13 protein-coding genes are annotated in these 25,328 nt (G+C 47.1%); 7 read left to right on the top strand and 6 right to left on the bottom strand.

All coding sequences use genetic code 11. The features are described 5' to 3' along the window. Window positions 1–6: 6 nt before the first annotated feature. From ACTTKA_RS07425 to ACTTKA_RS07400, 6 genes are read right to left on the bottom strand one after another with little or no spacing between them, the layout of a single operon-like run. Window positions 7–1,245: an exo-beta-N-acetylmuramidase NamZ family protein gene (locus tag ACTTKA_RS07425; RefSeq protein ID WP_442724539.1), complete on the bottom strand. Its 1,239-nt coding sequence runs from the start codon at window positions 1,243–1,245 to the stop codon at window positions 7–9. A 7-nt stretch (window positions 1,246–1,252) separates the two neighbouring features. Continuing rightward, window positions 1,253–2,554: an MFS transporter gene (locus tag ACTTKA_RS07420; RefSeq protein WP_442724538.1), complete on the bottom strand. Its 1,302-nt coding sequence runs from the start codon at window positions 2,552–2,554 to the stop codon at window positions 1,253–1,255. Window positions 2,555–2,570: 16 nt separating this feature from the next. Next, entirely contained in the window at window positions 2,571–3,887 is a 1,317-nt protein-coding gene (locus ACTTKA_RS07415) for a SpoIID/LytB domain-containing protein (protein WP_442724537.1), read from the bottom strand. 8 nt (window positions 3,888–3,895) lie between these two features. After that, window positions 3,896–4,828 (bottom strand): DUF4922 domain-containing protein, encoded by a 933-nt coding sequence (locus tag ACTTKA_RS07410; protein ID WP_442724552.1) that lies wholly within the window; start codon window positions 4,826–4,828, stop codon window positions 3,896–3,898. Next, the gene (locus ACTTKA_RS07405; RefSeq protein ID WP_442724536.1) at window positions 4,828–6,294 is read right to left on the bottom strand and encodes a glycosyltransferase family 2 protein; all 1,467 of its coding nucleotides are present in this window, start codon (window positions 6,292–6,294) and stop codon (window positions 4,828–4,830) included. Before ACTTKA_RS07405 ends, ACTTKA_RS07410 begins: the two co-directional genes overlap by 1 nt. A 23-nt stretch (window positions 6,295–6,317) precedes the next feature. Next, the gene (locus ACTTKA_RS07400; RefSeq protein WP_442724535.1) at window positions 6,318–9,380 is read right to left on the bottom strand and encodes a golvesin C-terminal-like domain-containing protein; all 3,063 of its coding nucleotides are present in this window, start codon (window positions 9,378–9,380) and stop codon (window positions 6,318–6,320) included. 456 nt (window positions 9,381–9,836) lie between these two features. On the opposite strand from ACTTKA_RS07400, the gene ACTTKA_RS07395 reads away from it, so the two are divergent. From ACTTKA_RS07395 to ACTTKA_RS07365, 7 genes are all read left to right on the top strand, one after another. Next, window positions 9,837–10,691, top strand: coding sequence for a hypothetical protein (locus tag ACTTKA_RS07395; protein ID WP_442724534.1), 855 nt, complete (start codon window positions 9,837–9,839; stop codon window positions 10,689–10,691). A gap of 399 nt (window positions 10,692–11,090) precedes the next feature. Continuing rightward, window positions 11,091–14,567: a SusC/RagA family TonB-linked outer membrane protein gene (locus ACTTKA_RS07390; RefSeq protein WP_442724533.1), complete on the top strand. Its 3,477-nt coding sequence runs from the start codon at window positions 11,091–11,093 to the stop codon at window positions 14,565–14,567. A gap of 12 nt (window positions 14,568–14,579) precedes the next feature. Further along, window positions 14,580–16,457, top strand: coding sequence for a RagB/SusD family nutrient uptake outer membrane protein (locus tag ACTTKA_RS07385; protein WP_442724532.1), 1,878 nt, complete (start codon window positions 14,580–14,582; stop codon window positions 16,455–16,457). 218 nt (window positions 16,458–16,675) lie between these two features. Then, entirely contained in the window at window positions 16,676–19,744 is a 3,069-nt protein-coding gene (locus ACTTKA_RS07380) for a SusC/RagA family TonB-linked outer membrane protein (protein ID WP_442724531.1), read from the top strand. Between the two features lie 34 nt (window positions 19,745–19,778). Further along, window positions 19,779–21,644 (top strand): SusD/RagB family nutrient-binding outer membrane lipoprotein, encoded by a 1,866-nt coding sequence (locus ACTTKA_RS07375; RefSeq protein WP_442713430.1) that lies wholly within the window; start codon window positions 19,779–19,781, stop codon window positions 21,642–21,644. Window positions 21,645–21,710: 66 nt separating this feature from the next. Beyond that, the gene (locus ACTTKA_RS07370) at window positions 21,711–22,520 is read left to right on the top strand and encodes a hypothetical protein (RefSeq protein ID WP_442724530.1); all 810 of its coding nucleotides are present in this window, start codon (window positions 21,711–21,713) and stop codon (window positions 22,518–22,520) included. A gap of 84 nt (window positions 22,521–22,604) precedes the next feature. Next, window positions 22,605–25,088 carry a glycoside hydrolase family 9 protein gene (locus ACTTKA_RS07365; RefSeq protein ID WP_442724529.1) on the top strand — a complete coding sequence of 828 codons (2,484 nt, stop codon included), beginning with the start codon at window positions 22,605–22,607 and terminating at the stop codon, window positions 25,086–25,088. The last annotated feature ends 240 nt before the right edge of the window (window positions 25,089–25,328 follow it).

The raw sequence follows: 25,328 nt of genomic DNA, 5'->3' as shown, positions 1-25,328 counted from the left end.
CGAATGTTATTTGTACAGGTAAAACTTCTTTGACTGTTGTCTGAATCGTTCAACGTCTTTATACCAGTATGAGCGTACATCTTCCCATCGGTTACGCCGGATGAACCCTTCACGTATGTGGTTACTACCGCATACTTTATCGAACATTTGGAAACGAGTAGAGTCGGCGTGCGCAAACGCGGCGCGGTCGGGGTAGAGCGCCGCTACTTCCTGCATAAAGAGAAACTGTATGTCGCTCAGGGGCGCCTGCCGATAGTCGGTGATATGCACCTGTACGCCTTGTATAAATTCGCCTTTGTTCGTTGCATAGAACGGCTTGAGATGGATCGGTCGGAAGATGACGCCCGGTATGCGCAGTGCATTCATCCGTCGGGTCAGCTCTGCCGCCTTGATCCAAGGTGCGGCAAACATCTGAAATGGAATGGTATATCCCACACCGATAGAGGCATAACCCAGTTCGCCGAATATCCCGCTAACGGGATAAAAGAACGCCGAATGTGCATGCGGGATATGGGGCGACGGCGGGATCCATTGCAACCCCGTTTGCGTATAATCCATCTTTCGCTTCCAGCCTTTCATCTTTACTACGTGCAGCTTACATGCCTTGCCGGGTTGCTTGTCGGCGTTCAGCATCAGCGCCAGTTCGCCGCAAGTCAGGCCGTAGATATACGGTATCTTGTATTGACTGACGAAAGAGAAGAAACCGTCTTCCACGATACAGCCTTCTATTTTTAATCCGCCCAAAGGGTTCGGGCGATCGAGCACGACAAATTCGATGTTATTTTCGGCCGCTGCTTCCATTGCCAGCCCCATCGTGCTGATGTAGGTGAACGAACGGCATCCGATATCTTGAATATCATACACCAGCACATCGATGTCTTTCAGCATTTCGGGGGTCGGTTTCCGTGTCGCACCATAGAGCGAGTATACGGGCAGACCCGTTGCCGGATCCGTACCGCTGTCGATCTTATCGCCGGCATGCACATCGCCCCGTACGCCGTGTTCGGGACCATAGAGCGCTGTGAGCTTCACGTCAGGCGCTTCGTGTAAAATATCGATCGTCGATCGAAGGTGATTATCTACTCCCGTAGGGTTCGTAATCAGTCCTACTCGTTTGCCTTTAAGGCATTGGAAGCGTTGCTCTTTCAGTACTTCCAGACCTGTCTTGATCGTGATCTTTTGCGCCTGCGTCGTTAGTACTGACAACGTGCACAAACACCACACAATGATATGAATACGTTTCATCCGTCGATTATGATTTGATTTTTTTTCCGAAATCGGGCGCTATTTTGTTTCTAACTAAGAGGGAGGCGATAATACCCGGCAGGGTACAGAGGCACACCCAAATGAAAAAGTTCGTATATCCGATGTATTCCTGAATCCATCCCGCTACCATACCGGGCAACATCATCCCCATCGCCATGAAACCGGTACCGATCGCATAATGCGCCGTTTTATGTTCGCCTTCGGCGATATAAATAAGGTATAAGGTATAAGCCGTAAATCCGAAACCGTATCCGAACTGTTCGATGGCTACCGACATAATCACGAGCCATGTATCAGGCATAGCGGCCGAGAGGTACACGTAAAGCAGGTCGGGGAGATTGATCGCCAGCGCCATGGGCAATATCCAGCGTTTGAAGCCGTGCCGTGAAACGACGATTCCTCCCAATATACCACCCAGCAGCAGAGCGATGACACCGATGGTTCCGTAAATCATCCCCACGGTCGCAGTCGATAGCTCCAGTCCGCCGGCCTCGGGGCTGTCAAGCAGGAACGGAGACGCTATTTTAACGAGCTGTGATTCTCCCAGTCGATACGTGAGCAGGAAGAAGAACATCAGTCCCAGATTTTTCTTTTTGAAGAACGACGTGAATGTACGGAAGAAGTCTTCCAATAATTTACCGGCAGTAACTCCTGTTCTTTTTGCATCGCTGTCGGGTCTGGGCAGGATGAATTGATGGTATACCGTCAGTCCGATAAAGATGGCCGTCAGAAGATAGAAGGTAATGCTCCATGCCATCGGTATGCGGAGAGGCGTGTCGGGCAACAGCTGCCCGGTTTCCAGCCATCCGGCAAACATGACGAGAATACCCTGCCCGAAGATATTGGCCAACCGGTAAAACGTGTTACGGATGCCGACAAAAAAAGACTGCTCGCCCGAAGTAAGCCCCAGCATATAAAAGCCGTCGGCGGCAATATCGTGCGTTGCCGAGCTGAACGCCAGCAGCCAGAAGAAGGCGAGCGTGAGTTGCAGGTAATAGTCGGTGGGGATAAAGAAAGCGATGCCTGCAAACCCTGCCCCGATGAGGAGCTGCATGCTGACGATCCACCAGCGTTTCGTCTTCAGCAGGTCGACGAACGGACTCCAAAACGGTTTGATCACCCAGGGCAGATACAGCCAGCTGGTGTAGAGCGCGATCTCGGTATTTGAAAGTCCTAAGCGTTTATACATGATGACGGCTACCGTCATCACGGCCACATAGGGCAGTCCTTCCGCAAAGTAAAGCGTCGGCACCCATCCCCAGGCATTCGTTCTTTTTCCTGTTTTCATTTGCTGTTTGTTTTAGTTAATCGTATGCTTTCTCGATGGATGCTTCGATATAGTAATGTAACAGAATTTCATCGTAAGGGTATTGCCGCTCGCCCATGACGGCTGCGCCGATCTGGCAGAGCCCGACCCCATGTCCCCAGCCTGCGCCGGTCAGGGTGAAACGTCCCGGGATTCCGTCCGAGATGTCGGCTTTATCGATCACGAAGGCGGAGCTGTACAGGTGCGATGTCGATAACGTGCGCCGTATCTCCAGCTCTTTTCCGATTGTCAACGTGCGTTTGCTACCCACAATTTTCAGCTTGATCAGCCGTCCGGAGGTGCCGCGTTCGACAGGTATCAGATCGATAATCCGGCCGAAGTCGATCCCGGATCGATCCCGGATCAGTGCGGCCAGTTCGTCTTGTCCGTACGTCACCGTCCAACGATAAAATTGCGTTGTCTCCTGATCGTAATGGTTGAGTACCTGCGAGAGAATCTTCGCGTCGGCGGTATTGCAGAAAGCTTCGGGCGATGTACGTATCCATCGGTCGGCCTCGGCTTCTACGGTCAGATCGGGCAACTCCGTCGCGGTCTTGCTGTCGCGCTGTTTTGCCAGATAAGGATGCTCGACTTCTTCCCAGCAGCTTCGGAATTCTTCGAAGACGCCTCCGCAACATTTGGAAAAACGGGCGTCGCAAATCTTTCTGTCGTACATCAGCAACTCGCCACGGGTAGCGGCTACGGCTTCCCGTACCGTCTCTGTCGAAGCGCGGGTGATTCCCTGATAACGCTGGCAGTGATCGTCGGCACAGACATCGAAATGAAGATGATCCTCCCGGTCGTACCATTTGATTAACTCCTCATCCGTCTGTGTGCATGTCGTGTACGTATCCTGTCCGTCGGCAAGCGTTTTGTTTTTCTCCATTTGCGCCAGCAGCCAGCTTCGTGAAATCACGGCGTGCGCTTTGAGCAACTCAAGCGAAGCCGTAGCACTCATCTCGGACGAGATGACGCTGATCAGATAATCTTCCACTCCGATCACATTGATACCGGTCAGTTTGTCGTTTTCGACAATCACATGGAACGCCCCCTGAAAACGTTGATGTTCCTTACGCTCCCAATGAAAATTAATCCCGATCGTTACATTCCGAATCTCGAAACTTCCCGACAACGCGTCTACCGGCTCGAAGCGCAGCTCATCGTACATACGATCTTGCCAGACGATTTGCCCGTTTTTACAGGTCACTGTCTGCGCGCCGCTTACTTCGCACCCATCGATGCGATACGGGGCAAGTAAGACAAATTCGATCTCCGGCTCGAAAAGGATGCCGACTTTTACTTTCGGTTCTGTCATAGCTTTTTTTATATGTTTTCTTTAATCTGTTGCTGCAACCGGCGGAAATCTTCCGGTCGGATGCTGACTTCTTCCATCACCTGACGGATGGTTTGCAAGGTAATCTTATCGTAATCTTTTTCCCGCACCGTAATCAACACCCCGCCCATATCTACCGATCCCGGACTGAGCAGGAGGTTTTCCTCTCCTTCGGCGTAATAACAGGCTGGCCGGTGGGCTGCCCTCGGGAAGACGGACATGAACCATTTACCCTGTTCGTACCATGCCAGCAAGTTTATCATCGGTTCGCCGGAAGTTTCGTCCGGCGTCATTACACGGTAAATGGTCTCAAACAGATGGATGGCGTCCGCTTTCTCAGTCGCTTCGATGAGTAATCTCGGTGCCGGTGTCTGATCTGCATACCACAGGATGGCATGGTTATATCGGAGAACCTCGCCGGATATTCCGCGTCGCGGGTTTTCTTCTACCGGCAAAAGTCCTTTGTTTCCTGCCTGAAAATGAAAGTGGTCAGGCGCCGATGCCCCGCATTTGGGACCGTTGTAAAACACTACATAATGGTCGAGTTCCTGTGCCAGATCGAGCATATCGTCGATGCGTCCTTCGATGCGCTGGTCGACATGCTGCAGGTCGGGAATCGTCAGATGACGCGGAAAAATCGGGAACGGGTTGACCAATATCCGGTAACGCGTTTTGAAGGCGATCCCCCGCTGTTCGGCCGGCAGATGATGCGGACAGAGGAAGCAGGCACGGGCACGGATAGATTGCGTATCGACCTTGGCCGACGAAGAGGCGATGCGTGCGGGATTGAACTGCACCTTATATAAGGCTTTGCCGTCTTCAAACAATTTTGTCCGTACCTGATCGAGGGCGCGATAATTGCTGCCGGCCAGAGGCCACTCGGCCAACTGCTCGTCAAACAGTTTGTTTACGGTCTCCTGCATCATGGCTTCCGTTTTTTATTCATAGCGATACGCGCCTGCAATTCCCATGTGCGTATCCTGTCTTTGTATAAATTATGATGATTCATCTTCGCAATATCGAGTGCAGCATCGGAATTATCTTCCCAGCGGCGGCAAAGATACACCACATCGTAGATACGGCCGATCTGATAGCGGCGCGAGAAAGCCAGCCCGAGCGCATAATCCTCGCCGTAGCTCGTATTGGGCACTTTAATCTCGCGAAGCAGGGGCGTATAGAATGCCCGCGGAGCACCCAGTCCGTTGATCCGGAGCGCATTGTTTCGGCCATTATCGGGTGTCCACTCTTTGTGATCGATGATGCCGGGCGGGATCATCTGCATATTGAAGTCCGTCATCATATATGTGCCTACAACCATCGCACATTGTTGTTCGTAGAAGGCATCGACCATTTTTTGCAGCGTATGTTCGTCTTTGTACACATCGTCGCTGTCGAGCTGTACGGCAAATTTACCGCAGGCCTCGTGATGTACGCCGGTGTTCCAGCACCCGCCGATCCCGAGGTCGGTGCGTTCCGGGATCAGATGGATCACACGCTCATCGGAGGTGTACTTGCGGATGGCTTCGGTCGTGCCGTCGGTCGAATGATTATCGATGATAATCAGGTTATATTTGAATGTCGTTTGCTGATTTAATACGGAGCGGATCGCGTCTTCGACGGTGCGCACGCGGTTGCGCACCGGGATGATCACCGAAGCCTCGTATTCGAAATGTCCGGCATCGAAAGCGATTGACCCGAACGAAGGCTCCAGATAGCCGCCGATCTCTTTCAGATGCTCCGTGCAGGCTTGCTCCATCTCGATCTGTACGTCACGGTTCTTCGGGTCTACGTAATCGAATATTTTTTCGCCGCTCTTTCGCGTGTCAGACAGGACTTCGGTATACAGGTATTCATTGATATGTACCGGCAGATTCTTTTGAGATAACTTTAACCGCAGGTCATACAGTCCGGCAAACCGGTAGGACGACGTCATGCGTGCGGCAGCTTCGCGGAAGGCATCCGAACGGAATAGTAATACGGACCCGAAATCGAAATCGTCGCGCAGACTTCCCATTTGATAATCGATGACCGGTGCCTGCTTTCGGGTTGTTCCTTCCGCCTGATAGCGGTCGGCGTACACCATTCCCGCCTGTGCATCTTCGAGGATTTGCACCATGCGCTCCAGAGCGAAATAGCCTAATGCCAGAGTCGAATGTTTCGTATAGAAAAGCGTGTAATCCGTTTCGGCTTTTTCAGCGATCATCCGAATCGTTTCACTACCGAAAAGCGATGCGGCCGTTATCGTTTCACATCCGTCTATCGAAGCCTGCGGCGCTGTGGTAAGCAGATATATGGGGCCCGTCAGGGGACTGCTTTTCAGTGCTGCAATTGTTTCTCGTACTTGTGCTTCATCTTCCATCGGGATGAAGCAGGTTATCTTTGTTTTCATATCGTTTTGCTTTTTATTCGTGCTTATTTCTGATTAAAAAATGTAAGTATCGATTGCATCAGCCGGTCTCTCGCCTCGCCGGTGCGAACCGATTCAAAGGGGAAACCGAGGATACATGTTTTGTATTTGCCCTGATAAGCCACTCCGGCGCTGATATTGTTCTCCGCATATCGTAAGATCGTGTGTCCGCCTTCTCCGGCCGGTTCGATACCGTCCGGCGACTCGACCACATACGCCGTTTTGTTCAGCACATGGTGATAGTCATATCGGCCTGAAAAGACGGGAAAAGGCGACGGAGCGCTTTTGACTTCGCCCGTGATGGCCGCCTGACCGGTGCGCCACTGAAAACGGAGCGTGTTCGTCGCAAACTCACGATCGGCCGGTGTCGCTGCCGGATGATCCCATAAGTCGGAACCGACGTAGGCTCCCGATACAAAGATATGACCGCCCGACTGACAATAAGCCGTTATGGCTTCCTGCAACCCTGTGCTGAAAGTCTTGAACTGTAAGGGAACAACGCCTCCACGTCCCATTTTCGTCTGTCGCTGTTTACCCAGAATCAGGTCGACGATGGGATAATCGCTCAGAGAGAGCTGTTTCGATTCGATGGCCTCGTTGCTGCAGGAAACAAACGAATAACCGGCTTTGAGAATGGAAGCTCCGTGTATCGACGGGTAGTCGAACGTGTTTCCGGCAATCACTAACGTGTCGCAGTTCGAGTGGCTGTCGCCGAACCCGGCAGCATCGTCGTCCACCCATGGAGTCGAGCGCCGAAACTCTTTCATCGGACCTACATAGCTGATGTCATGAAGATACGGCACGCCGTGATCGATCCAGTCCGTAAATCCGGCGATGCTGTCGCCCGTAAAATCAGCCGGTGCCGAAATCCGGTCGAATCCGTTGACGATCAAAACGGTTCCTTTTTCGTTTACAGCGCGTGCCGCCGAAAGAATTTCGGACGGGAAACTTTCACCTCCCTCGTTTAAGGCTGTGACCTTGTAGCTGTAGATGATGCCGGGCGACTGTATGTTCCGAAAGGAGTTCCGTTTGACGAGCGTACCGTTATCGAACGTTCCATCGCCGATGCGTGTATAAACAATGTACTGTTGAGCTTCGGCTGTGGGCTCCAACGGGTCGGATACGCCCTGCCATGAGAGCTCGACTTCATTCGGGCCGACAAATTGCAAGCGCAGATGATCAACCGGCAGGGGTTGTACCACGTATTTTTGCGCGTATTGCGAGCAAATGAACCGGAGCATGCCTTTGTAGATAGCGCGACTGACAGTAAACCGGAAACGGGGATCGATCCCGTAGCGCATATCGGCAAAATTCTGATGCGAGAGCAGTTCCAGCAGCATGGTCGGTACGCGAGGTGTGCGTGCTTCGGAATACGGCTTGTCCCACATGCCGCGCCGGCTCCATCGCGGTTCGTACAGCGACCGGATGTCGTTCACGATCTGGCTCTGGATCAGGTCGGTCAGCTCACGCGCAGCATAGCGTGACGTGCCATTAGCATATTGTCCGTCGTATACGTCGGTGAAGAAAATGCCGAGTGTACCGACAATCGAGTCATTGGGTGTTGTTCCGGCATCGGAATGGAAGGCAAAAGCCAGATCGATGGGAATATTCAGCCCTTTTTCTTTCGGGTTGAGAGATGATCCGCCACACAAGTAATTAACCCATTTGCCGCGTGAACGATAATCGTCTGTATAGTCGTTCTTTCCCTGACTGTCGGAATAGATCGTATCGGGGATACCGGCCCATTGCATCCAGTAACGCGCCGCTTCGGTGAAACGCGGATAACCGCTGATTTCATTGGGACTGTTGATGGCCGGGAACATCTCGTCCGTACCCGCCGGGGTATCCGAACTTTTGACGTTGGCTGTTACCGTCGCATCCTGCGAGGTTCCCCGCGCAATATTTCCGTATCCTCCTCCTATCTTAACGGCATCGGCCGAAATAAGTTTACCGGACTCAGACGATCGGTTGCTTAACACCACCTTATTGGCATCGTTTTTACCCTTGTCGAAGTCGAAATGTCCGAGATAAATCCATGTTCCTCCGCCCATTTGCTGGTTAACGGAGAACTCGGAGCATGCTCCTCCGTGATATACGGTATAGCGTGCGTCCGTCGTGCTGTTTGCGAAAGTCCGGTAAGAGACGTAAACGGCATACCTGCCCTTTTCGGGGATGTCGGGAATCCATTCGGCGCGGCTTTCAGCTCCTTTCCGAATACTTTCCGTCACCCGGCAGGTCCCTTCCTGAAACGGATTTTCAAAATCGACATAGTGCTTGCGCAGGTGAGCGAATCCGGAACCTTCTCCCGTGCGCCAGCCGTTCGTTGAAGTGTGTTCGATGTAGTGCGAGTTGTTCCGGCATCCGTCGTTATCGATGATAATTTCTGCTGTCTGTATGTCACGCTCGCGCGGGATCAGCACATTCGCACCTGCATTTTCGAGCATCGGAATCAGATAAGGCAACACAAAACTCTGCGTGTATAAATCTTCTACGGTCTGGAAGGTACGTGCACGTTGCCATTCCCAGCGGTTTAGCTTTGACTCGTAGTAGAACCCGTGACTTTGCCAAAGAGCTACGTGCTTGTTTTTCAATCCGTATTTCGGCGAGTAAGGAATGGATAGTCTGGTTACCAATGGTTTGTTGACCATCTGCCGGAATGTCTTTTGTTTGTTGTCTTTCTTTGTTCTGAACGCAAGAGGTATAAGCTCTTCGATAGCGTGATGTTCCGTTCTTACCTGAACAGTATGTTTTTTATATTCCTCTGGCAGGAGGCTTTTGATGTTACGGTATATTTCAGCCACATTGTCTTCCCGGAAAGGGAGATAAGAGCAATTTGTATTGGCAAAAAAGACAATCCGATTCTTTCGGATATCGACCGAGTCGATCGCAATTTTGCCGATCGAAACTTCTTTTTTGGAAAAAGCGGTTAAATAGCTACCTATTTGTTCCTGTATGTTCTTCGGAAAGGTTTGCGCTTGTATAGCCTGTGAAAAGAGACAACAACAGATTACCCACCATAAACACTTTGTCTTATGCCCGAATCTTCCGGCCGTTTTTTTATGTTTCATCTATAATAAGATCAAATTTGCTTCTTGATATATCCACTGTTCGAAAGGAGGGGGATTATCCCATTTATTACATATTAGTATATGCTTTTTCTTACACGGTGGATATGTTTTTATACTACGGACAAAGATACGTCTTTGTTTTAATATCGGAAACAAAGATTCCGATAATTTTTGAATTATACTTATTAATTTGCAAATTGGATTCGTAGTTAGGCTATGACTAACGCAACTTTTCAGGTGTTTTTTTTAAGAAAAATATTTGTGGGCTTGTGAAAAAAAGATCTTTATATCAACTTGAAAATAAAGATAATCTATGTGTGATTGACCGAGTGAATCATCGGTGCCGATAAAAAACAATGAACAGGCTGCGGTTAACATACATGAGAAAAGAGTGGCTTGTAGATGATTGTAAAAAAAACTATTATCTTTGTGTTTGAAACAGTATCTTTAATCGGGATGAAATTAATAGCAGAAAGCGGATCAACGAAAACAGAATGGTCTTTGGTAGAAGGAGAGCATCTGATACAGCGTGTGTTTACGGAGGGACTGAATCCTTTTTTTCAAACAAGAAGAGAAATTAGTCGGAGTATCAGGCTTGGGTTGCCTGACTCTTTTTTTAAGCGCAAACTGGAGCAGGTCTTTTTTTATGGGGCGGGATGTACTTCGGCCGAAAAGAAGAGTGTAGTAGAAGCTTCTTTGGTAGCCCAGTTTAAAACGCCGGCTTATGTGGAAAGCGACCTGTTGGCAGCCGCCCGGGGACTGTTTCAGCACGATTCGGGGATTGCATGTATTCTCGGAACGGGCTCAAACTCATGTTTTTATGACGGTCATGTCATAGTTAAAAATGTACGCGCGGGAGGATATATCTTAGGCGATGAAGGCAGTGGCGCAGCCTTAGGAAAGCAATTTCTCTCGGATGTTTTGAAGAAATTGGCTCCGCAAGTGCTGATCGATGACTTCTTTGAAAAGTATGACTTGACACCTCACGATGTAATGGATGCCGTTTATAATCGTCCGTTTCCCAATCGTTTTTTAGCGGAGCAGTCTTGTTTTTTAGCTGATTATCTTCGTCTTGATTATGTAAAAGGGTTGTTGCTCTCCAATCTCCGGAGCTTTTTTCTGCGTAATGTGATGCAATATGACTATTTGAATTATCCTATTCGCTTTGTCGGATCGGTGGCATATAATTATGCGGATTTACTGCATCAGGTTGGAAAAGAATTCGGAGTAGAGCTAAGCGTGGTGGAAGAAACCCCTATGGGTGGGCTGATTAAATACCATGCTTTCCCTTCGGATGATGCCGGAAACTGATCTTCTACTTGTTTTTTTATTTCTTTGTATAGTTCTTTATTTTTGCTCTTTTAAATGCTGATTTGTTAATTTTTAAACCTAATTCATAAAAAAACAGAATAAAGGTTCTTAATATGAAAATTATAATGTACTTTTGCTTGTACAAAATGCGAAATAGTATACTTTTAATCGTATAAAGAACAAACAGGAATAGAGACAACGAGAATATATACATATAATGTAATACTTGATAAATAACAGGAAAAATAAAGTAATCCCTTAAAAAAAAACAGAGAGCCTATGAAAATGTTTTGTCTGAAAAGCACCCATATCATTGCGGAATCGAGATGCGTTTGCGCATAACGTTTTTCGGATATTTCATATTCTATCTATAAACAATCATTAAAAACATAAATCAATATGGTAAACGTAAAAAAACGAGGCATGTATTACGACAGAATTGTTGCAATTTGCGCAATCACTGTGTTATTAGGAGGAACGCCTTATCTTGCGAAAGCCGACAGGACTGTCGGTTTACATGTAACGAATGCACAGCATCCATCGGTGACCATTAGCGGAACAGTCGTTGATGAGCGAGGAGAAGTTGTTGTCGGAGCCAGTGTATTGGAAAAAGGAACGGCAAATGGTACGATAACGGATATCGACGGAAGATTTACCCTGAACGTAAAATCAGGTGCTAAATTAGTGATTTCGTATGTAGGATATCGTACGCAGGAAGTGACAGCCAGCGCATCAATGCGTATCGTGCTTCAGGAAGACACTGAATTGTTGGATGAAGTTGTTGTTGTAGGGTATGGAACACAAAAGAAAGTAAACCTTACCGGAGCTGTTGCGTCTGTCGATGTTGGCAAAGCATTAAGTGCACGTCCTATTGCAGACGTAGGACGCGGTCTGCAGGGTACGACCCCCGGTCTTTCGGTTGTTGTGCCGAATGGTGAAGTCGGAGTTGACCCCAGAATCAAGATTCGCGGACAGATCGGATCATTCGAAGGTTCTTCAGCTCCGCTGATTCTGGTCGATAACGTGGAGGTACCGAGCATTTCATTTATCAACCCGGACGATATCGAGTCGATTTCCGTATTGAAAGACGCAGCCTCGGCATCTATCTATGGAGCTAAAGGCGCTTTCGGAGTGGTACTTATTACGACAAAGCGAGGTGCTAAACAGGAGAGTCTGAATATTGGGTATTCCGGCAATTTTGCATGGCAGAACCCGGCCTTAAAAATGGAAATGGCAGGTCTCGAAGGTATGGAATACAACATGATCGCCGCATTGAATGGCGGGAAGACCGTTTCGGGTTGGCCGTACTATGTTACTCCGGAAGGCTTGGAACGAATGAAAGAATGGCAGAAAGAATACGGAGGTAAACTAGGGGTTGACGATCCGACGTTGTACGGACGCGACTGGTACGTAGACGCACAGGGACGTAAAATCGGATTGAGAACGTATGACCCGTATGATTATATGGTCAGAGAGTGGGCACCTTCAACAAACCATAACCTCTCTTTGAATGGAAAAAGCGGAAAGATCGGCTACAATGTCGGACTGGGTTATCTGAATCAGAATGGTATGACCAAGCCGGCGAAGCATGATGATTTTAAACGTTATAATGCTTCTACCAACTTGGATATTGAGGTAAGCAAAGTTATTTCGGTCAATGCCGGCATGATCTTTTCCAAGCAAGAGAAGCGTTTCCCTTATGTTACCGGAATAAAATCGGCAGACCCGTGGTATTATATGTATCGTTGGGGACCGACTGTACCTTTCGGACGAGATGATCGCGGGTATCTGATGCGTGGTCCTGAGCAGCAAATCTATGATGCCAATGATGGATTGCAAATGAATAATTATTTCAGCGTGAACTTAGGAACGCATATTAATATTATGAAGAACTGGACTGCCGATCTGCAATATACTTATGCTAACCGCGAATATGCATTTGAGCAGAACGGAACAAAATTTTCGGCCGCAGACACGTGGGGTGCCCCGATCAAACGGCTGGATAAAAATGGAAATCAGGTTTACGTGAACGGAAAAGGAGAAGTGATTGAGGCTGGAGCATCCGGAGCCATGCCGGCGTATGATTTGAATTATGTAACGTATACTGGTGCAGGTTCTATTCCTGATCTCGTTTATCGGGAAGCAAAGAATTGGCATCAAAATACCTTCAATTCGTATACGACTTATAACTTGAATCTGGACGACACCCATCATTTTAAATTCATGGCCGGTGTCAATCAGGTATCTTCTCGCTTTGTATCGAACTGGTCGCAGAAAAAAGAACTGAGCAATATCTACAATCCTCAATTCGATTTGGCTACCGGCGAAGAAAAAGCAGGTGGTGACAGAGGTTGGGAATCTCAGTTAGGATATTACGGCCGTATCAATTACGACTTCTTAGATCGTTATCTGTTTGAGGCCAATCTTCGTTACGACGGAACATCCAAATTCCCGACGGATTTGAAATGGAGATGGTTCCCTTCTTTCTCGGCCGGATGGCGTGTCAGCGAAGAGGCATGGATGGAATGGAGCAAACCTTTCCTGGCATCGTTAAAATTTAGAGGTTCTTGGGGGCGAATCGGAGACCAGACGGTTGAGAATACTTTGTACCGTTCCTTGATGGAATCCGGACAGGGGAGCTGGCTCGATGAATCGGGAAAAAAGTTGACGTATGTAGGCATTCCTTCTTCCGTTTTAGCTTCCATTACCTGGCAGGATATCGAATCGTTGAACCTTGGATTTGACGCGTCTTTGATAGAAGGGAAATTGGATGTTATGTTCGACTGGTATCGGAGAGATACGAAAAATACGATTGTACCCATGGAAGGTGTTCCGGCTACGTTTGGTTCTAAAGCGCCGCTCGGAAACTTTGGTAACTTGCGTACGTACGGTTGGGAGCTTTCGGTTAATTACCGTCATCAATTTAAAAACGGGTTGGGTGTAAATGCAATGGTAACCCTTTCTGATGCGTTGACTGAAATTACTCAGTACGGTAGCTCCAGAAGTATCGAAGCCAATTATAATGGAAAGACGTATGGTGAAATTTGGGGTTATCGAACTGACCGGTTGTATCAAAAAGATGATTTTGTATATGATAGTGAAGGGAAACTCGTTAAGACATACGCTTTGAACGGTAAAGAAGTTGCCAAAGGAACAGCGGGAGCTAAAGTTGTGAATAAACTGAAAGACCCGAACGGGATATATCAGGATTATTTACAAAGCGGAAACTTTATTTTTGGCCCCGGCGATGTGAAATTTAAAGATGTGAATGGTGACGGAAAAATTGACCAAGGGGCTTCGGATATCCATGACCATGGTGACAAGGAGAAGATCGGTAATACGACCCCGAGGTTTGAATACGGAATCAGATTGGGAGCAGATTACAGAGGTTTTGACTTCTCAATTTTTATGCAGGGCGTCGGAAAACGTGAATTGTGGGGAAGCTCTTCCATTTCTCTTCCGGGCTTCAATACATCCGATGGAGCGATGGCCAAAACGTTTGCGAAAGATTATTGGACAGAAGAAAATACCGGAGCTTTTTATCCTCGTCCGTGGAATATGGCTAACTCAAAAGATGCATACAATATGCGTCCTCAGGATAAATACCTGCTCAATATGGCTTATCTGCGCGTAAAGAACATCACATTTGGCTATACGCTTCCGGCAGTACTTGCAGGAAAAGCCTACATGAAGAGTGCTCGTGTATACGCGTCATTGGAAAATTTCTTTACTTTCGATCATCTCAGAGGCTTGCCTCTTGATCCGGAAGTAATTCCCGGAGCTACTCCATTCTATGATAAAGGAAATGCCGAACGGGTCGGATTAAGTACTCCTACATTCAAGTCCATGTCATTCGGTTTTCAATTAACATTTTAATTCGTTTAGAGTATGAAAAAGATTATATATGCAATATCGGGTCTTGTCGTGCTTCTCCTATCTTCTTGCAGCGACAGTTTCTTGGACAGACCTCCCTTGACAAAATTCGAAGATCAGAACTATTGGCGTAATGAGAATGATTTGCGCATGTATGCCAATGAATTCTATCCGCAGTTCTTCAATGGATATAATAGCGGATGGGCAGCCAGTTGGACGCCCTTGAGAGGATATGATTTCTGCGACGACTTTTCGACTGAAGGTCAGCAATTATCATTCCCCAATACAGTTCCCAATACGGTTACGAAAGTAAAAACGGATGATGCGTGGGATGGACAGGCGTTGGGCGATAAATGGAACTATTCTTGGGTTAAGAAAGCGAATATTATGATCATGCGCATGGAAGAGCGTATGAAAGATAAATTAACACAGGAGGAATTCAACCATTGGATGGGAGTGGCTCGCTTCTTCCGTGCTTACCAGCATTACAGACTGGTGCTTACGTACGGAGACATCCCGTACTTTGAAAAAGATTATGATGCGGAAGACTTTGCGAATCTTTATAAGGATAGAGATCCCAGAGGTGTCGTAATGGACAAGATTTATGATGACTTGAAAGCTGCTTTAGCCGGTGTTCGGGCTAACGATAAAGGCCCGATGAATGTAAACAAAATGATTGTGGCTGCTATTGCTTCTCGCATCATGTTGTACGAAGGTACATGGCAGAAATATCATCATCTGGATATGGAACGTGCACAAAAGTACCTTACATTCTGTAAAGAGGCATCTGAAGTCGTGATGAATAGCGGGAAATATAAGTTTGGAAGTGATTTCAGATCTTTATTCGGATCGGATAATCTGGCCGGCAACCCCGAAGTAATCCTGTATCGCCATTACGATAAGTCCGTAGGTGTTTCGCATTGCATCGGTTCCTATTCGAATGGTACCGAATCTCAGTCGGGTGTCAATCTGGCTCTGATCAAGTCTTTTGTTTGCAACGACGGGAAGGTCTATTCAAAATCGGCTGTAGACGGAGCAGAGAAGTTTGATTTGGCTACGCTTTGCAAAACGCGTGACCCGCGTTTTGAAGCGACTTTCTACGACACGGTCAATGTCAATTCTTCCACATTGATCTACGGAAATAAATTTATCAGCCGCGAGGGAGCATCTTACTGGAGAACGGGTAACAATGCGAGCTTACCGGGACAATATAAAAGTATCGATAATGTAAACGATGCACCGGTACTTCGTTATGCCGAAGTCGTATTAAACTGGATCGAGGCGAAGCAAGAGCTGGCCGAATCGTTTGGAGGCGAATCCGTATCACAGAGCGACTTGGACCAATCGATTAACGCGATCCGCAAGCGTCCGTTAGACAGTTATGCCGTCAAAAAAGGTGTGAAACAAACAGCTCCCCTATTATTGGCATCCTTACCTGAAGATCCCGAAAAAGATGCTGATGTGTCGGCTCTTTTGTGGGAAATCAGAAGAGAGCGCCGTATGGAATTTATCTTTGAACATACCCGTCTACACGATATCAAACGTTGGGCAAAGATTCAGTATATGGATAATTCCAAAAATGTCGATACGCAATGCGGACCATGGGTGAATTTTTCGAAAGAATTGCCGGATTTTGTGACGGCTGATCCGAAAACAGGAAAATATACGAAAGCCAATTTATTGAAAGTACGCAAGGCTGATGGTACTATTGTCACGTTTGACGGTACAAATGCTGCTGACATGGTGGGCTTCTATGTATTACCCAAATTTGCTCCCAGAAATGTTTTTGGAGACGAGGCTTATTGCTATCCTGTCGGAAAGCTCGATATCAAGGCTTATGAAGACAAAGGCTTTAAATTGACTCAGACGAAAGCATGGACGTCTTTTAATTAAAAGGTGTTATTTGTTCATGAAAATGAAAAGTTAAATCATAATCCATCTTGAGGTGTTCGGAAGTCGATGTCTTGCAACGTCGTTCATTCCGAACACCTTAATCCATAACAAATCTCCATGAAAACCGAAAACGAAAAACAAATAAAGACTCTTGTTACAGAGCATCAACTTGAAAAACATATTTTATTATGATAATGAATTGTACCATGGGAAGAAAAATGAAACTATTACTCTCCGTACTTTTATTGAGTGTGGGAGTTGCAATGGCACAAACCCGTATAACGGGCAACGTAACAGACGAGAAGGGCGAACCGGTCATCGGCGCTTCGATCCTCGTTAAAGGAACAGACCAAGGAACGGTTACGGACTTGGATGGAAATTTTAGTTTGTCGGTTTCCTCTTCAAGGGGTAAAAACTATTTAATCATCTCATATATGGGGATGAAGACTCAGGAAGTTGAAGCCAAGCCGAATCTGACAATCGTTTTGAAGGAAGACGCTACGATGCTTGGCGAAGTGGAAATTACGGCTGAATTTGGGATGAAGCGTGTGGCTCGAGCCGTAGGTTCGTCGGTGCAAAATGTAAAAGCCTCCGATATTATCGAATCGGGACGTGACAATTTTATTTCAGCGTTGCAGGGACGTGTGGCCGGTATGACCGTCAGCTCTTCCGGTGGAGCGCCGGGCGCTTCCAATACCGTTGTATTGCGCAGCTTAACGTCTATTTCCGGAAATAACCAACCACTATATGTGGTAGATGGTATTCCGATGAACAACAGCACATTCGACCCTACGAGCGTGGGAGGTGGTTTCTCTCCGAGAAATCTGGATTTTGCTTCGCGAGGCAATGACTTCAACCCTGAGGATATCGAATCTATGACCGTATTGAAAGGAGCGGCGGCGGCCGCTCTTTATGGATCGGATGCCTCGAACGGGGCCATTATTATCACAACCAAAAAGGGAAGGAAAGGAAAAGGACGTGTCGCCTACAGCAATACCTTCCGTTGGGACAAGGCATACGGTTATCCGGATATCCAGACAAAGTATGCTAACGGATCTTATGGTACGACCAATTATTATTACACAAAACATTTCGGAGGACTTTATCCCGAAGGAATGCCGTTGTATGATAATTTCAACTCCGTATTGCAGACAGGATTCAGTAACAAGCATAATGTTTCGGTAGAGGCTGGAAGCGACAAAGCTACGTTGAGAGCAGGGGCATCGTACCTGAATCAGACCGGAGTAATCAAAACGACGGACTATTCTCGCTTTAATTTGAGTTTGTCAGGGAAAGCTGAGATTACTTCATGGCTGAAATTCGAAGGCAGTATGCAGTATTCTTCGACGCAAAACACAAAGGTTCCGCGTGGTGTAGAAGGGCCTTTGTTCTTAGCGATGAAGTGGCCGCTGGTTGACGATATGTCGGAATATTTGGCGGTTGACGGTGCACACATGAGATATCCACGTTATTATACCGATACCGATTTGCTTAACCCTCTTTTCGGGCTGCATAAGAATAAATTTTACGACGAATCTGATCGTTTTATTTCGAATGCTTCCGTAACGATTACTCCCATCAAGAATGCGTTCTTCAGGGCACAGGTAGGATGGGATGTCGGTATGCAAACATTTGAGACTTCGAAGCATCCGTATTATTATGCATCAAATAATGGAGACGGAAGTTATGTCTTGACGAAATCAAACTTTTCCGATCCGACGTTAAATTTACTTGCCGGATATAATGATAAATATTTCGATAATAAGTTTACTTTCTCTGTGCAGTTTGGATATCACCAACTCCAGAATGGGATTACCCGATTAAGTACGAGTGGATCGAAATTTATTATTCCAGATTTTCAGTCAATTAATAATTGTGAGCCTGCAACCGTATCGTCAATAAAACGTACGACGAAACGTCGTATTCAGGCGCTCTCATCACAGATGGAACTCGGATATAACAATATGGTTTTCTTAACGTTCCGAGCAAGAAATGACTGGTCGTCCACATTACCGAAAGCCAACAATTCGTATTTTTATCCGGCGGTAGAAGGTGCATTTATCCTGACGGAACTCCCTTTCCTTAAAGATAACAAGATGATCAATTATCTTAAGATAAGAGGCTCTGTTGCTCGTGTCGGGAAGGATGCCGGACCTTTGGAAATCGACCCTCAGTTGGAAGCCACGGAGTTGACCGGCGGTGGATTTAAATACGGATACACCGGGCCAAATAAAAAATTGAAACCGGAAATGACAACTTCCAGAGAGATCGGTTTTGAAGGACGTTTCTGGGACGATCGTATCGTAGCTGATTTTACTTACTTTGCAACACATTGTTCCGATCAGATTGTGAAAGGATTCCGTCTCAGTTATGCGACCGGATTCGTTTTGAATAATATGAATGTCGGAACGTTTAATACGTGGGGGTGGGATAGCCATGTGGATGTGGATATTATCCGCGGAGCAGATAACTTACGTTGGAATATGGGGCTTAATTTATCGCAGGCACATTCGGAAGTCGTTTCTTTGCCTGAAAATGTAAGCGAGTATTATAACTGGATGACTTGGAATTCCGGAAATATTCGTAACGGGATCATGGTCGGAAATCCGATTACAACATTAACCGGGCGAGCTTATCAACGCAACGAGGCCGGACAGGTACTGATTGATCCTACCACAGGGCTTCCTATGGTCGATAGCAAATGGAGCGTTTTGGGCGACAGAGAACCTAAACTTCGCTTCGGGATTACATCGAGTTTAAGCTATAAAGGCTTCCGCTTGTCAGCCATGTTCTCGGGCCGTTACAAAGCAACGGTGGTAAACGGAACAAAACGCTCGATGATGGAAAATGGAACAAGTTGGGAATCGGTCGATTTGCGTGAACGCGGGCCGGTTATTTTCAATGGGGTACTGAAAGACGGAAAAGAAGAATCGGATAACCCCACAAAGAATACGATTGCCGTCGATTATTCGACGTATGGTTCTTCCGTTTATAATGGAGGTGATGAAGACTGGCTTGAAAGGAATGTACATTATCTTCGTTTGAGCGAATTACGTTTGATGTATCGCATTCCGTCCCAATGGCTGAGAAAGACAAAAGTGATTTCGGATGCAAGCATTCATCTTACCGGAAACGATTTGTTTACATGGACGAACTATTCGGGCATCGATGCTGTGGGGAATACGGTCTCGGCTGCAGCCGGTGGTACCGGTGGCGAAGGATACGATGTGTGGTCCATTCCAAATCCGCGCGGCATGTCGATCGGCTTCAACTTAACGTTTAATTAAAAACTTAACACTTACTGAGATGAAAAAAATAACGATGATAGTAGCATCTTTGTTTATCTTCCTGACTGCTTGTGAAGATTATTTGGATGTGAACAAAAATATTGATGCTCCCGATTATGTAGAAGGGTATTTGTATCTGGCCGGAATACAACAGTCTTATTTTGGAGTGTATTATGAGATAAGAGGTCTTGGACCGATGACCCAAATGATGGGAACGACTACTTCTGCATATACAAATTTTGCTAATCATTATTACGCACAGGGAAGTGATGCCTGTGGCGAAATATGGCGTATGACCTATTGGAATCAAGGCATGAATCTGGAAAATATGATTAACCAGTCGTTGGCTGCCGAAGAATGGACGCTTGCCGGTATTGGCTATGCGATCAAGGCTTACTCGTGGGATATGCTTGCTAAAGAGCATGCAGAACTACCCATGAAACAGGCATTTGTTGATGGATTGCTATCGCACGATTATGATTACCAGAAAGACGTTTATAAGCAAGTGCGTGAATGGGCTTACAAAGCTATTGAACTGCTTGAAAAAGAAGATAATAAAGATTATGGTACGAAGATTAGCGCGAATGACTTTATTTATCAGGGAAATAAGGCAAAGTGGATCAAATTTGCTTATGCGGTCCTTGTGCGCAATTTAGCTTCTTTATCGAATAAGACAAACTTTGTTTCGGATTATGCTCCGGAACTGATTCAATGTGCTGGCAAATCGTTCGAATCTCCTGACGATGACGCGGTCGTAAAGATTGCCGGAGGTTCTCAGAGTGCTCCTTACGAAGATTATAACAACTTCTGGGGGACGGCACAAAAAAATCTTACATATAACTATTTCCAGCATGAATATGCCGTGCAGGTATTTACAGGTACAGTACCTAAATACGATGAAGGTACCGGCGAAAAAGTGCGAACGGAAGGAAATGATTATTATCCGTATGAGCTTGCCGATAAGCAAATCATTTGCGATACACTGGTAACGGAAACCGGACATTACGATCCGCGGGTGGCAGCCAAGTTAGCGACGATCAGCGATCCGGAATATAAAAACATCGATAATGCGGACAGTGTAAAAAGGTATAAGTATTACGGCGGGTCTTTTACCGGAGCAAGTGGTCCGATTGGTACTGCGCCCTCATACTACGGCCGAAGAATTGCTTCAGAATATCAGGGAAGTATTCATGACGGGAAAGGACGTTGGCTCTACCATGACGAAGCACCTTATATCTTAACAACATGCGCTGAAATTAAGTTCTGTCTGGCTGAAACCTATTGGAAAATGGGCAAGAAGAATGAAGCTTTTGAAGCGTTTAAAGAAGGAGTAAAAGCAGACCTCGATTTTACAGTCCGATACCTTATGCCCGGCACGGTGGGCAAAGCCGAAGGAGGAGACAAAATAACCAAGAAAGTTTTCAACGATTTAGCGATTAAATACCAGGCCGGTCCTTTCGTCGAGAAACTTCCAATGACCGATTTTTCTCTTTCTCACATTATGATGCAGAAATGGGTGGCTCTTTATCCGTGGGGAGCTCACGAAGCATGGGTAGACATGCGAAAATATCATTATGATATTGAGTATACCGGCGAATATCCTTCGAAAGGTAACGGCTGGGATGTGAGTACCGTTACACAGAAATGGGATACGAATCCAAGTAAAGTGTATAAAGGGTTTTATCTGGCTCCGGCTCAGGTGCAAGGACGAAAAAGTTCATACAATGTGAAGAACGAAGGCTCTCCGTGTTACAGAATTCGTCCGCGTTATAATTCGGAATATATGTGGAACAAGGCATCATTGGAGGCGTTAAAACCCGTATCGGGAACAGCCGACAATTATCAATGTTCGATACCCTGGTTTGCTTATCCGGGTGAAGTGCCTGCGGCAGTCAAATAATTTATTCATTTATAATAACTATTCGCTATGAAAGTCTTTAAATATATTTTTTATACGGTTCTTTTAATGGGATTCGTAGCATGCGAAAAGCATGTAGTGGAATATGATACGACCGACCTCTCGGACGTGGCGGAATTTCAGTTGCACTATTTTGTTCCTGTTGATGCAAAAGCGAGCAATCATATCTATAAGATTGAGATCAATAATGACGTGTACGTAAATAATAATGCGGCTCTTCTGACAACATACAATGCCGTACCTAACGGCTCTGTGGGTCGATTCTATACAGCTAAGGTCGGAGAAAATCAGATCAAACTCTATAAAGATAAGAAGCTGGATTTGGTATATGATCAGGCTTGTTCCTTGAAAAAAGGTAAGCAGAATATCTTTGTGTATGATTTTAATAAACCTCCTGTGGTGTTTGAAAACGGTCATCCTTATGTAACGAATGTATCGGAAAATACGGATTCCGTTTGCTGGGTTAAGTTCTATAATTTTCTGTATGAAAAAGAAGACGTTCCGACTGATCTGAAGTTGCAGTATCAATACACATTAGATTATAAGACCAAGGAAAAAAGTCAGTGGGCTGATGTCGGAAAACCGATCGCTTTCGGTGAAACGACCGGATGGCAAGTGGTAAAGCTGAAAAAAGAAGTCTTTAACTCATCGGGAAAATGTCGAGTAGATTTCCGGATCAAAGTGGTAGATGCGTCGGGTAATCCGGGCGAAGAACTGCAAGTCATGAATCCCAAGGGTAAGTTTATCACCTATTCGGACTATTGGAATGAATATATTGGTAGGCGTTATCATCATGTATTGTCCGGCATGCGTGCGGCAAAACCTGTGTCTGCCGTCAGACAGTTTACGGCTTTGTAACGTTTGAGGATAAAAAGGTTGCCTCATCTAACCGATGAGACACCTTTCTTAGATAAAAACTTTTGAGCAAGAAATATCTTCACTATGCGAAAAATAATTTGTGCGTCTGTTTGGTTGCTGTTCTTTTTGGGAGTGCGTGCTCAATCGTGGGTACGTGTGAACCGGATCGGCTATCTACCTGACGATGTCAAGGTGGCTGTCTGGGTGAGCAAGGAGAAGAAGACGATCGATTCGTTCGAGGTGGTCGATGCACAAACCGGTAAGAGGGTCTATCGGGGAGAAAAGATCGTAAATACGGGAAAGCAGCCGGCTTTCGAGTCGTCGGTACGGCTTCATTTTTCGGAGTTTACGACGCCCGGCACGTATGTGCTGCGTGCCGGTGGCAGCCAGTCTGTCCCGTTCCGAATCGGGTATGATGTGTATGCCGAGGCGGCGGAGATTCCGCTCAGGTATATGCGTCAGCAGCGATGCGGATACAATCCTAGTCTGAAAGACTCATGCCACACGCATGGGGTCGTGTCGGTGGGTGATCCCGACGGAAAACGCGACGGCATCTCCTTCGATGTTTCCGGAGGCTGGCACGATGCCTCCGATTATCTCCAATACGTTACCACATCGGCCAATGCCGTGTACCAGATGCTTTTTGCCTATTCGCAACATCCCGAAGCATTTGGAGACCGGCATCAGGCCAATGGAGACGATGGCGCGAACGGCATCCCTGATATTCTGGATGAAGCCAAATGGGGACTCGACTGGTTGCTGAAGATGAATCCCGACTCGGTTACGTATTTTAACCAGTTGGCCGACGACCGGGATCATGCGGGCTTTACCCTTCCTGCCGACCAACGCGTCGATTACGGTTGGGGGGCTGGCAAAGCGCGTCCGGTATATTTTTGCAGTTCGCTGCCGCAAGGATTGAAAAAGCATCGGAACCGAAGCACGGGACTGGCTTCGACATTGGGTAAATATGCTTCATCGTTCGCTTTAGGCGCAAGCGTGTTGTCGGAATATGACCCCGAATTTTCCAAGCTGTTGCTCAAGAAGTCGGAGCAGGCTTATCGCAGGGGGGCGGCACATCCCGGCGTATGCCAGACGGCGCCATGCGGGGCGCCTTATTTCTACGAAGAAGACAACTGGGCCGACGATATGCAGCTGGCCGCAACCGAGATGTATACGCTCTCCGGTAAAAAAGAATATCTGAAACAGGCCGTTCAATACGGCCGGATGGAACCTGTAACACCATGGATGGGAGCCGATTCGGCTCGTCATTATCAATGGTATCCGTTCGTGAACCTCGGCCATTACCGGTTGGCGGCACAAGGAGATGACCCGAAGGCGAAGCAGGAGTTTATCCGCAATCTGCGTAGCGGTTTGCAGCGAGTGAAAGAGCGGGCACAGGGCGATGCGTTTCTCAACGGCATCCCGTTTATCTGGTGCTCCAACAACCTCACGGTAGCCTTCATCACGCAGTGCCGGCTGTATCACGAACTGACGGGCGACAAAACATTTCTCGAAATCGAAGTCGCGATGCGCGACTGGCTGTTCGGCTGCAACCCGTGGGGAAAGTGCATGATAGTGGGCTATCCGGCATACGGAGACACACCGTCCGATCCTCACTCGGCCTTGACTCATCTGCATGGGATACCCGTTACCGGGGGACTCGTCGATGGTCCTATCTATGCGTCGATATTCGGCGGCCTGATCGGGGTACATCTCTCGAAAGAAGACCGGTACGCACCCTTTCAGTCGGATGTGGTCGTCTATCACGATGATTATGCCGACTATTCGACGAACGAGCCGACGATGGACGGAACGGCATCGCTCTGTTACTATCTGGGCTATCTGAGTGCTCAGGCACATCGGTGCGAGACGGTGGAGGGAGGAATTATACGGGGTGACCGAACGGAGAAGAAGATCGCGCTTGTGTTCACCGGGCACGAGTATGCCGATGGAGCCGGTGTTATCCGTCGTGCGTTGAAAAATCATCAGGCCCATGCTTCTTTCTTCCTGACGGGCGATTTCTACCGGAAATTTCCCGACGTAGCTCGCCGGCTGCAAAAAGAAGGACATTATCTGGCGCCCCATTCCGACAAACATCTGCTCTATGCCGACTGGCAGCGACGTGACTCGACGCTCGTTTCGCGCACCGTCTTCGAGCAAGACCTCGAAGGCAACTATGCCGCGATGCAAGCGGCCGGATTGAAGATTGAAACGCCTCGGTTCTTTATCCCTCCTTACGAGTGGTATAACCGTGAAATAAGCCACTGGGCCAAAGCGATGGATGTGCAGGTGGTGAATTTTACGCCCGGCACACGGTCGAACGCCGATTACACGACGCCCGAAATGAAGAATTATCGTTCGTCCGAAGCGATTTATCGCTCCATCCTCTCGTATGAGGCGGAAAACGGTCTGAACGGTTTTATCCTGCTCCTTCATATCGGCACCGACCCGAAGCGGACGGATAAATTTTACAACCGGTTGGATGACCTGATGCACGAATTGAAGCAAAAAAGTTATATATTTGTGCGCATAAACGAGTTACTGGTAGAGAAAAAGCATAAAAAATAAACGCGAATGAGAGTATATCGAAAAAAATTGGGTAAAAACAAAAGCAACGATCTATCTCAAAGCCCCGGATGGTAGTCGTGTGCATGGTGCATGACAGTTGTCTGTGGGTTTGTTTTTTCATATCTTTTCCATAAGCGTCTTGCCCGGGCTTGCATTTGCAGGTTCCGGGCAAGTTTTTTTGAAGCTATTGCTGTCCGGTAAAACTTTTAGGACTGTAAAAAATTAGGGCTGACACTTCTG

The sequence above is a fragment of the Tannerella sp. genome (assembly GCF_052170195.1).
Lineage (GTDB): Bacteria > Bacteroidota > Bacteroidia > Bacteroidales > Tannerellaceae > Tannerella.
The sequence above is the reverse complement of the archived record's forward strand: the minus strand, read 5'-3'. Positions and strand labels throughout refer to the sequence as shown.

Bases quoted from the DNA above. Each gene is read 5' to 3' on its own strand.
- ACTTKA_RS07385 (WP_442724532.1), top strand. From the start codon at position 14,580: ATGAAAAAGATTATATATGCAATATCGGGTCTTGTCGTGCTTCTCCTA.
- ACTTKA_RS07395 (WP_442724534.1), top strand. From the start codon at position 9,837: ATGAAATTAATAGCAGAAAGCGGATCAACGAAAACAGAATGGTCTTTG.
- ACTTKA_RS07390 (WP_442724533.1), top strand. From the start codon at position 11,091: ATGGTAAACGTAAAAAAACGAGGCATGTATTACGACAGAATTGTTGCA.
- ACTTKA_RS07425 (WP_442724539.1), bottom strand. From the start codon at position 1,245: ATGAAACGTATTCATATCATTGTGTGGTGTTTGTGCACGTTGTCAGTA.
- ACTTKA_RS07415 (WP_442724537.1), bottom strand. From the start codon at position 3,887: ATGACAGAACCGAAAGTAAAAGTCGGCATCCTTTTCGAGCCGGAGATC.
- ACTTKA_RS07370 (WP_442724530.1), top strand. From the start codon at position 21,711: ATGGGATTCGTAGCATGCGAAAAGCATGTAGTGGAATATGATACGACC.
- ACTTKA_RS07410 (WP_442724552.1), bottom strand. From the start codon at position 4,828: ATGCAGGAGACCGTAAACAAACTGTTTGACGAGCAGTTGGCCGAGTGG.
- ACTTKA_RS07380 (WP_442724531.1), top strand. From the start codon at position 16,676: ATGAAACTATTACTCTCCGTACTTTTATTGAGTGTGGGAGTTGCAATG.
- ACTTKA_RS07365 (WP_442724529.1), top strand. From the start codon at position 22,605: ATGCGAAAAATAATTTGTGCGTCTGTTTGGTTGCTGTTCTTTTTGGGA.
- ACTTKA_RS07375 (WP_442713430.1), top strand. From the start codon at position 19,779: ATGATAGTAGCATCTTTGTTTATCTTCCTGACTGCTTGTGAAGATTAT.
- ACTTKA_RS07405 (WP_442724536.1), bottom strand. From the start codon at position 6,294: ATGAAAACAAAGATAACCTGCTTCATCCCGATGGAAGATGAAGCACAA.
- ACTTKA_RS07420 (WP_442724538.1), bottom strand. From the start codon at position 2,554: ATGAAAACAGGAAAAAGAACGAATGCCTGGGGATGGGTGCCGACGCTT.
- ACTTKA_RS07400 (WP_442724535.1), bottom strand. From the start codon at position 9,380: ATGAAACATAAAAAAACGGCCGGAAGATTCGGGCATAAGACAAAGTGT.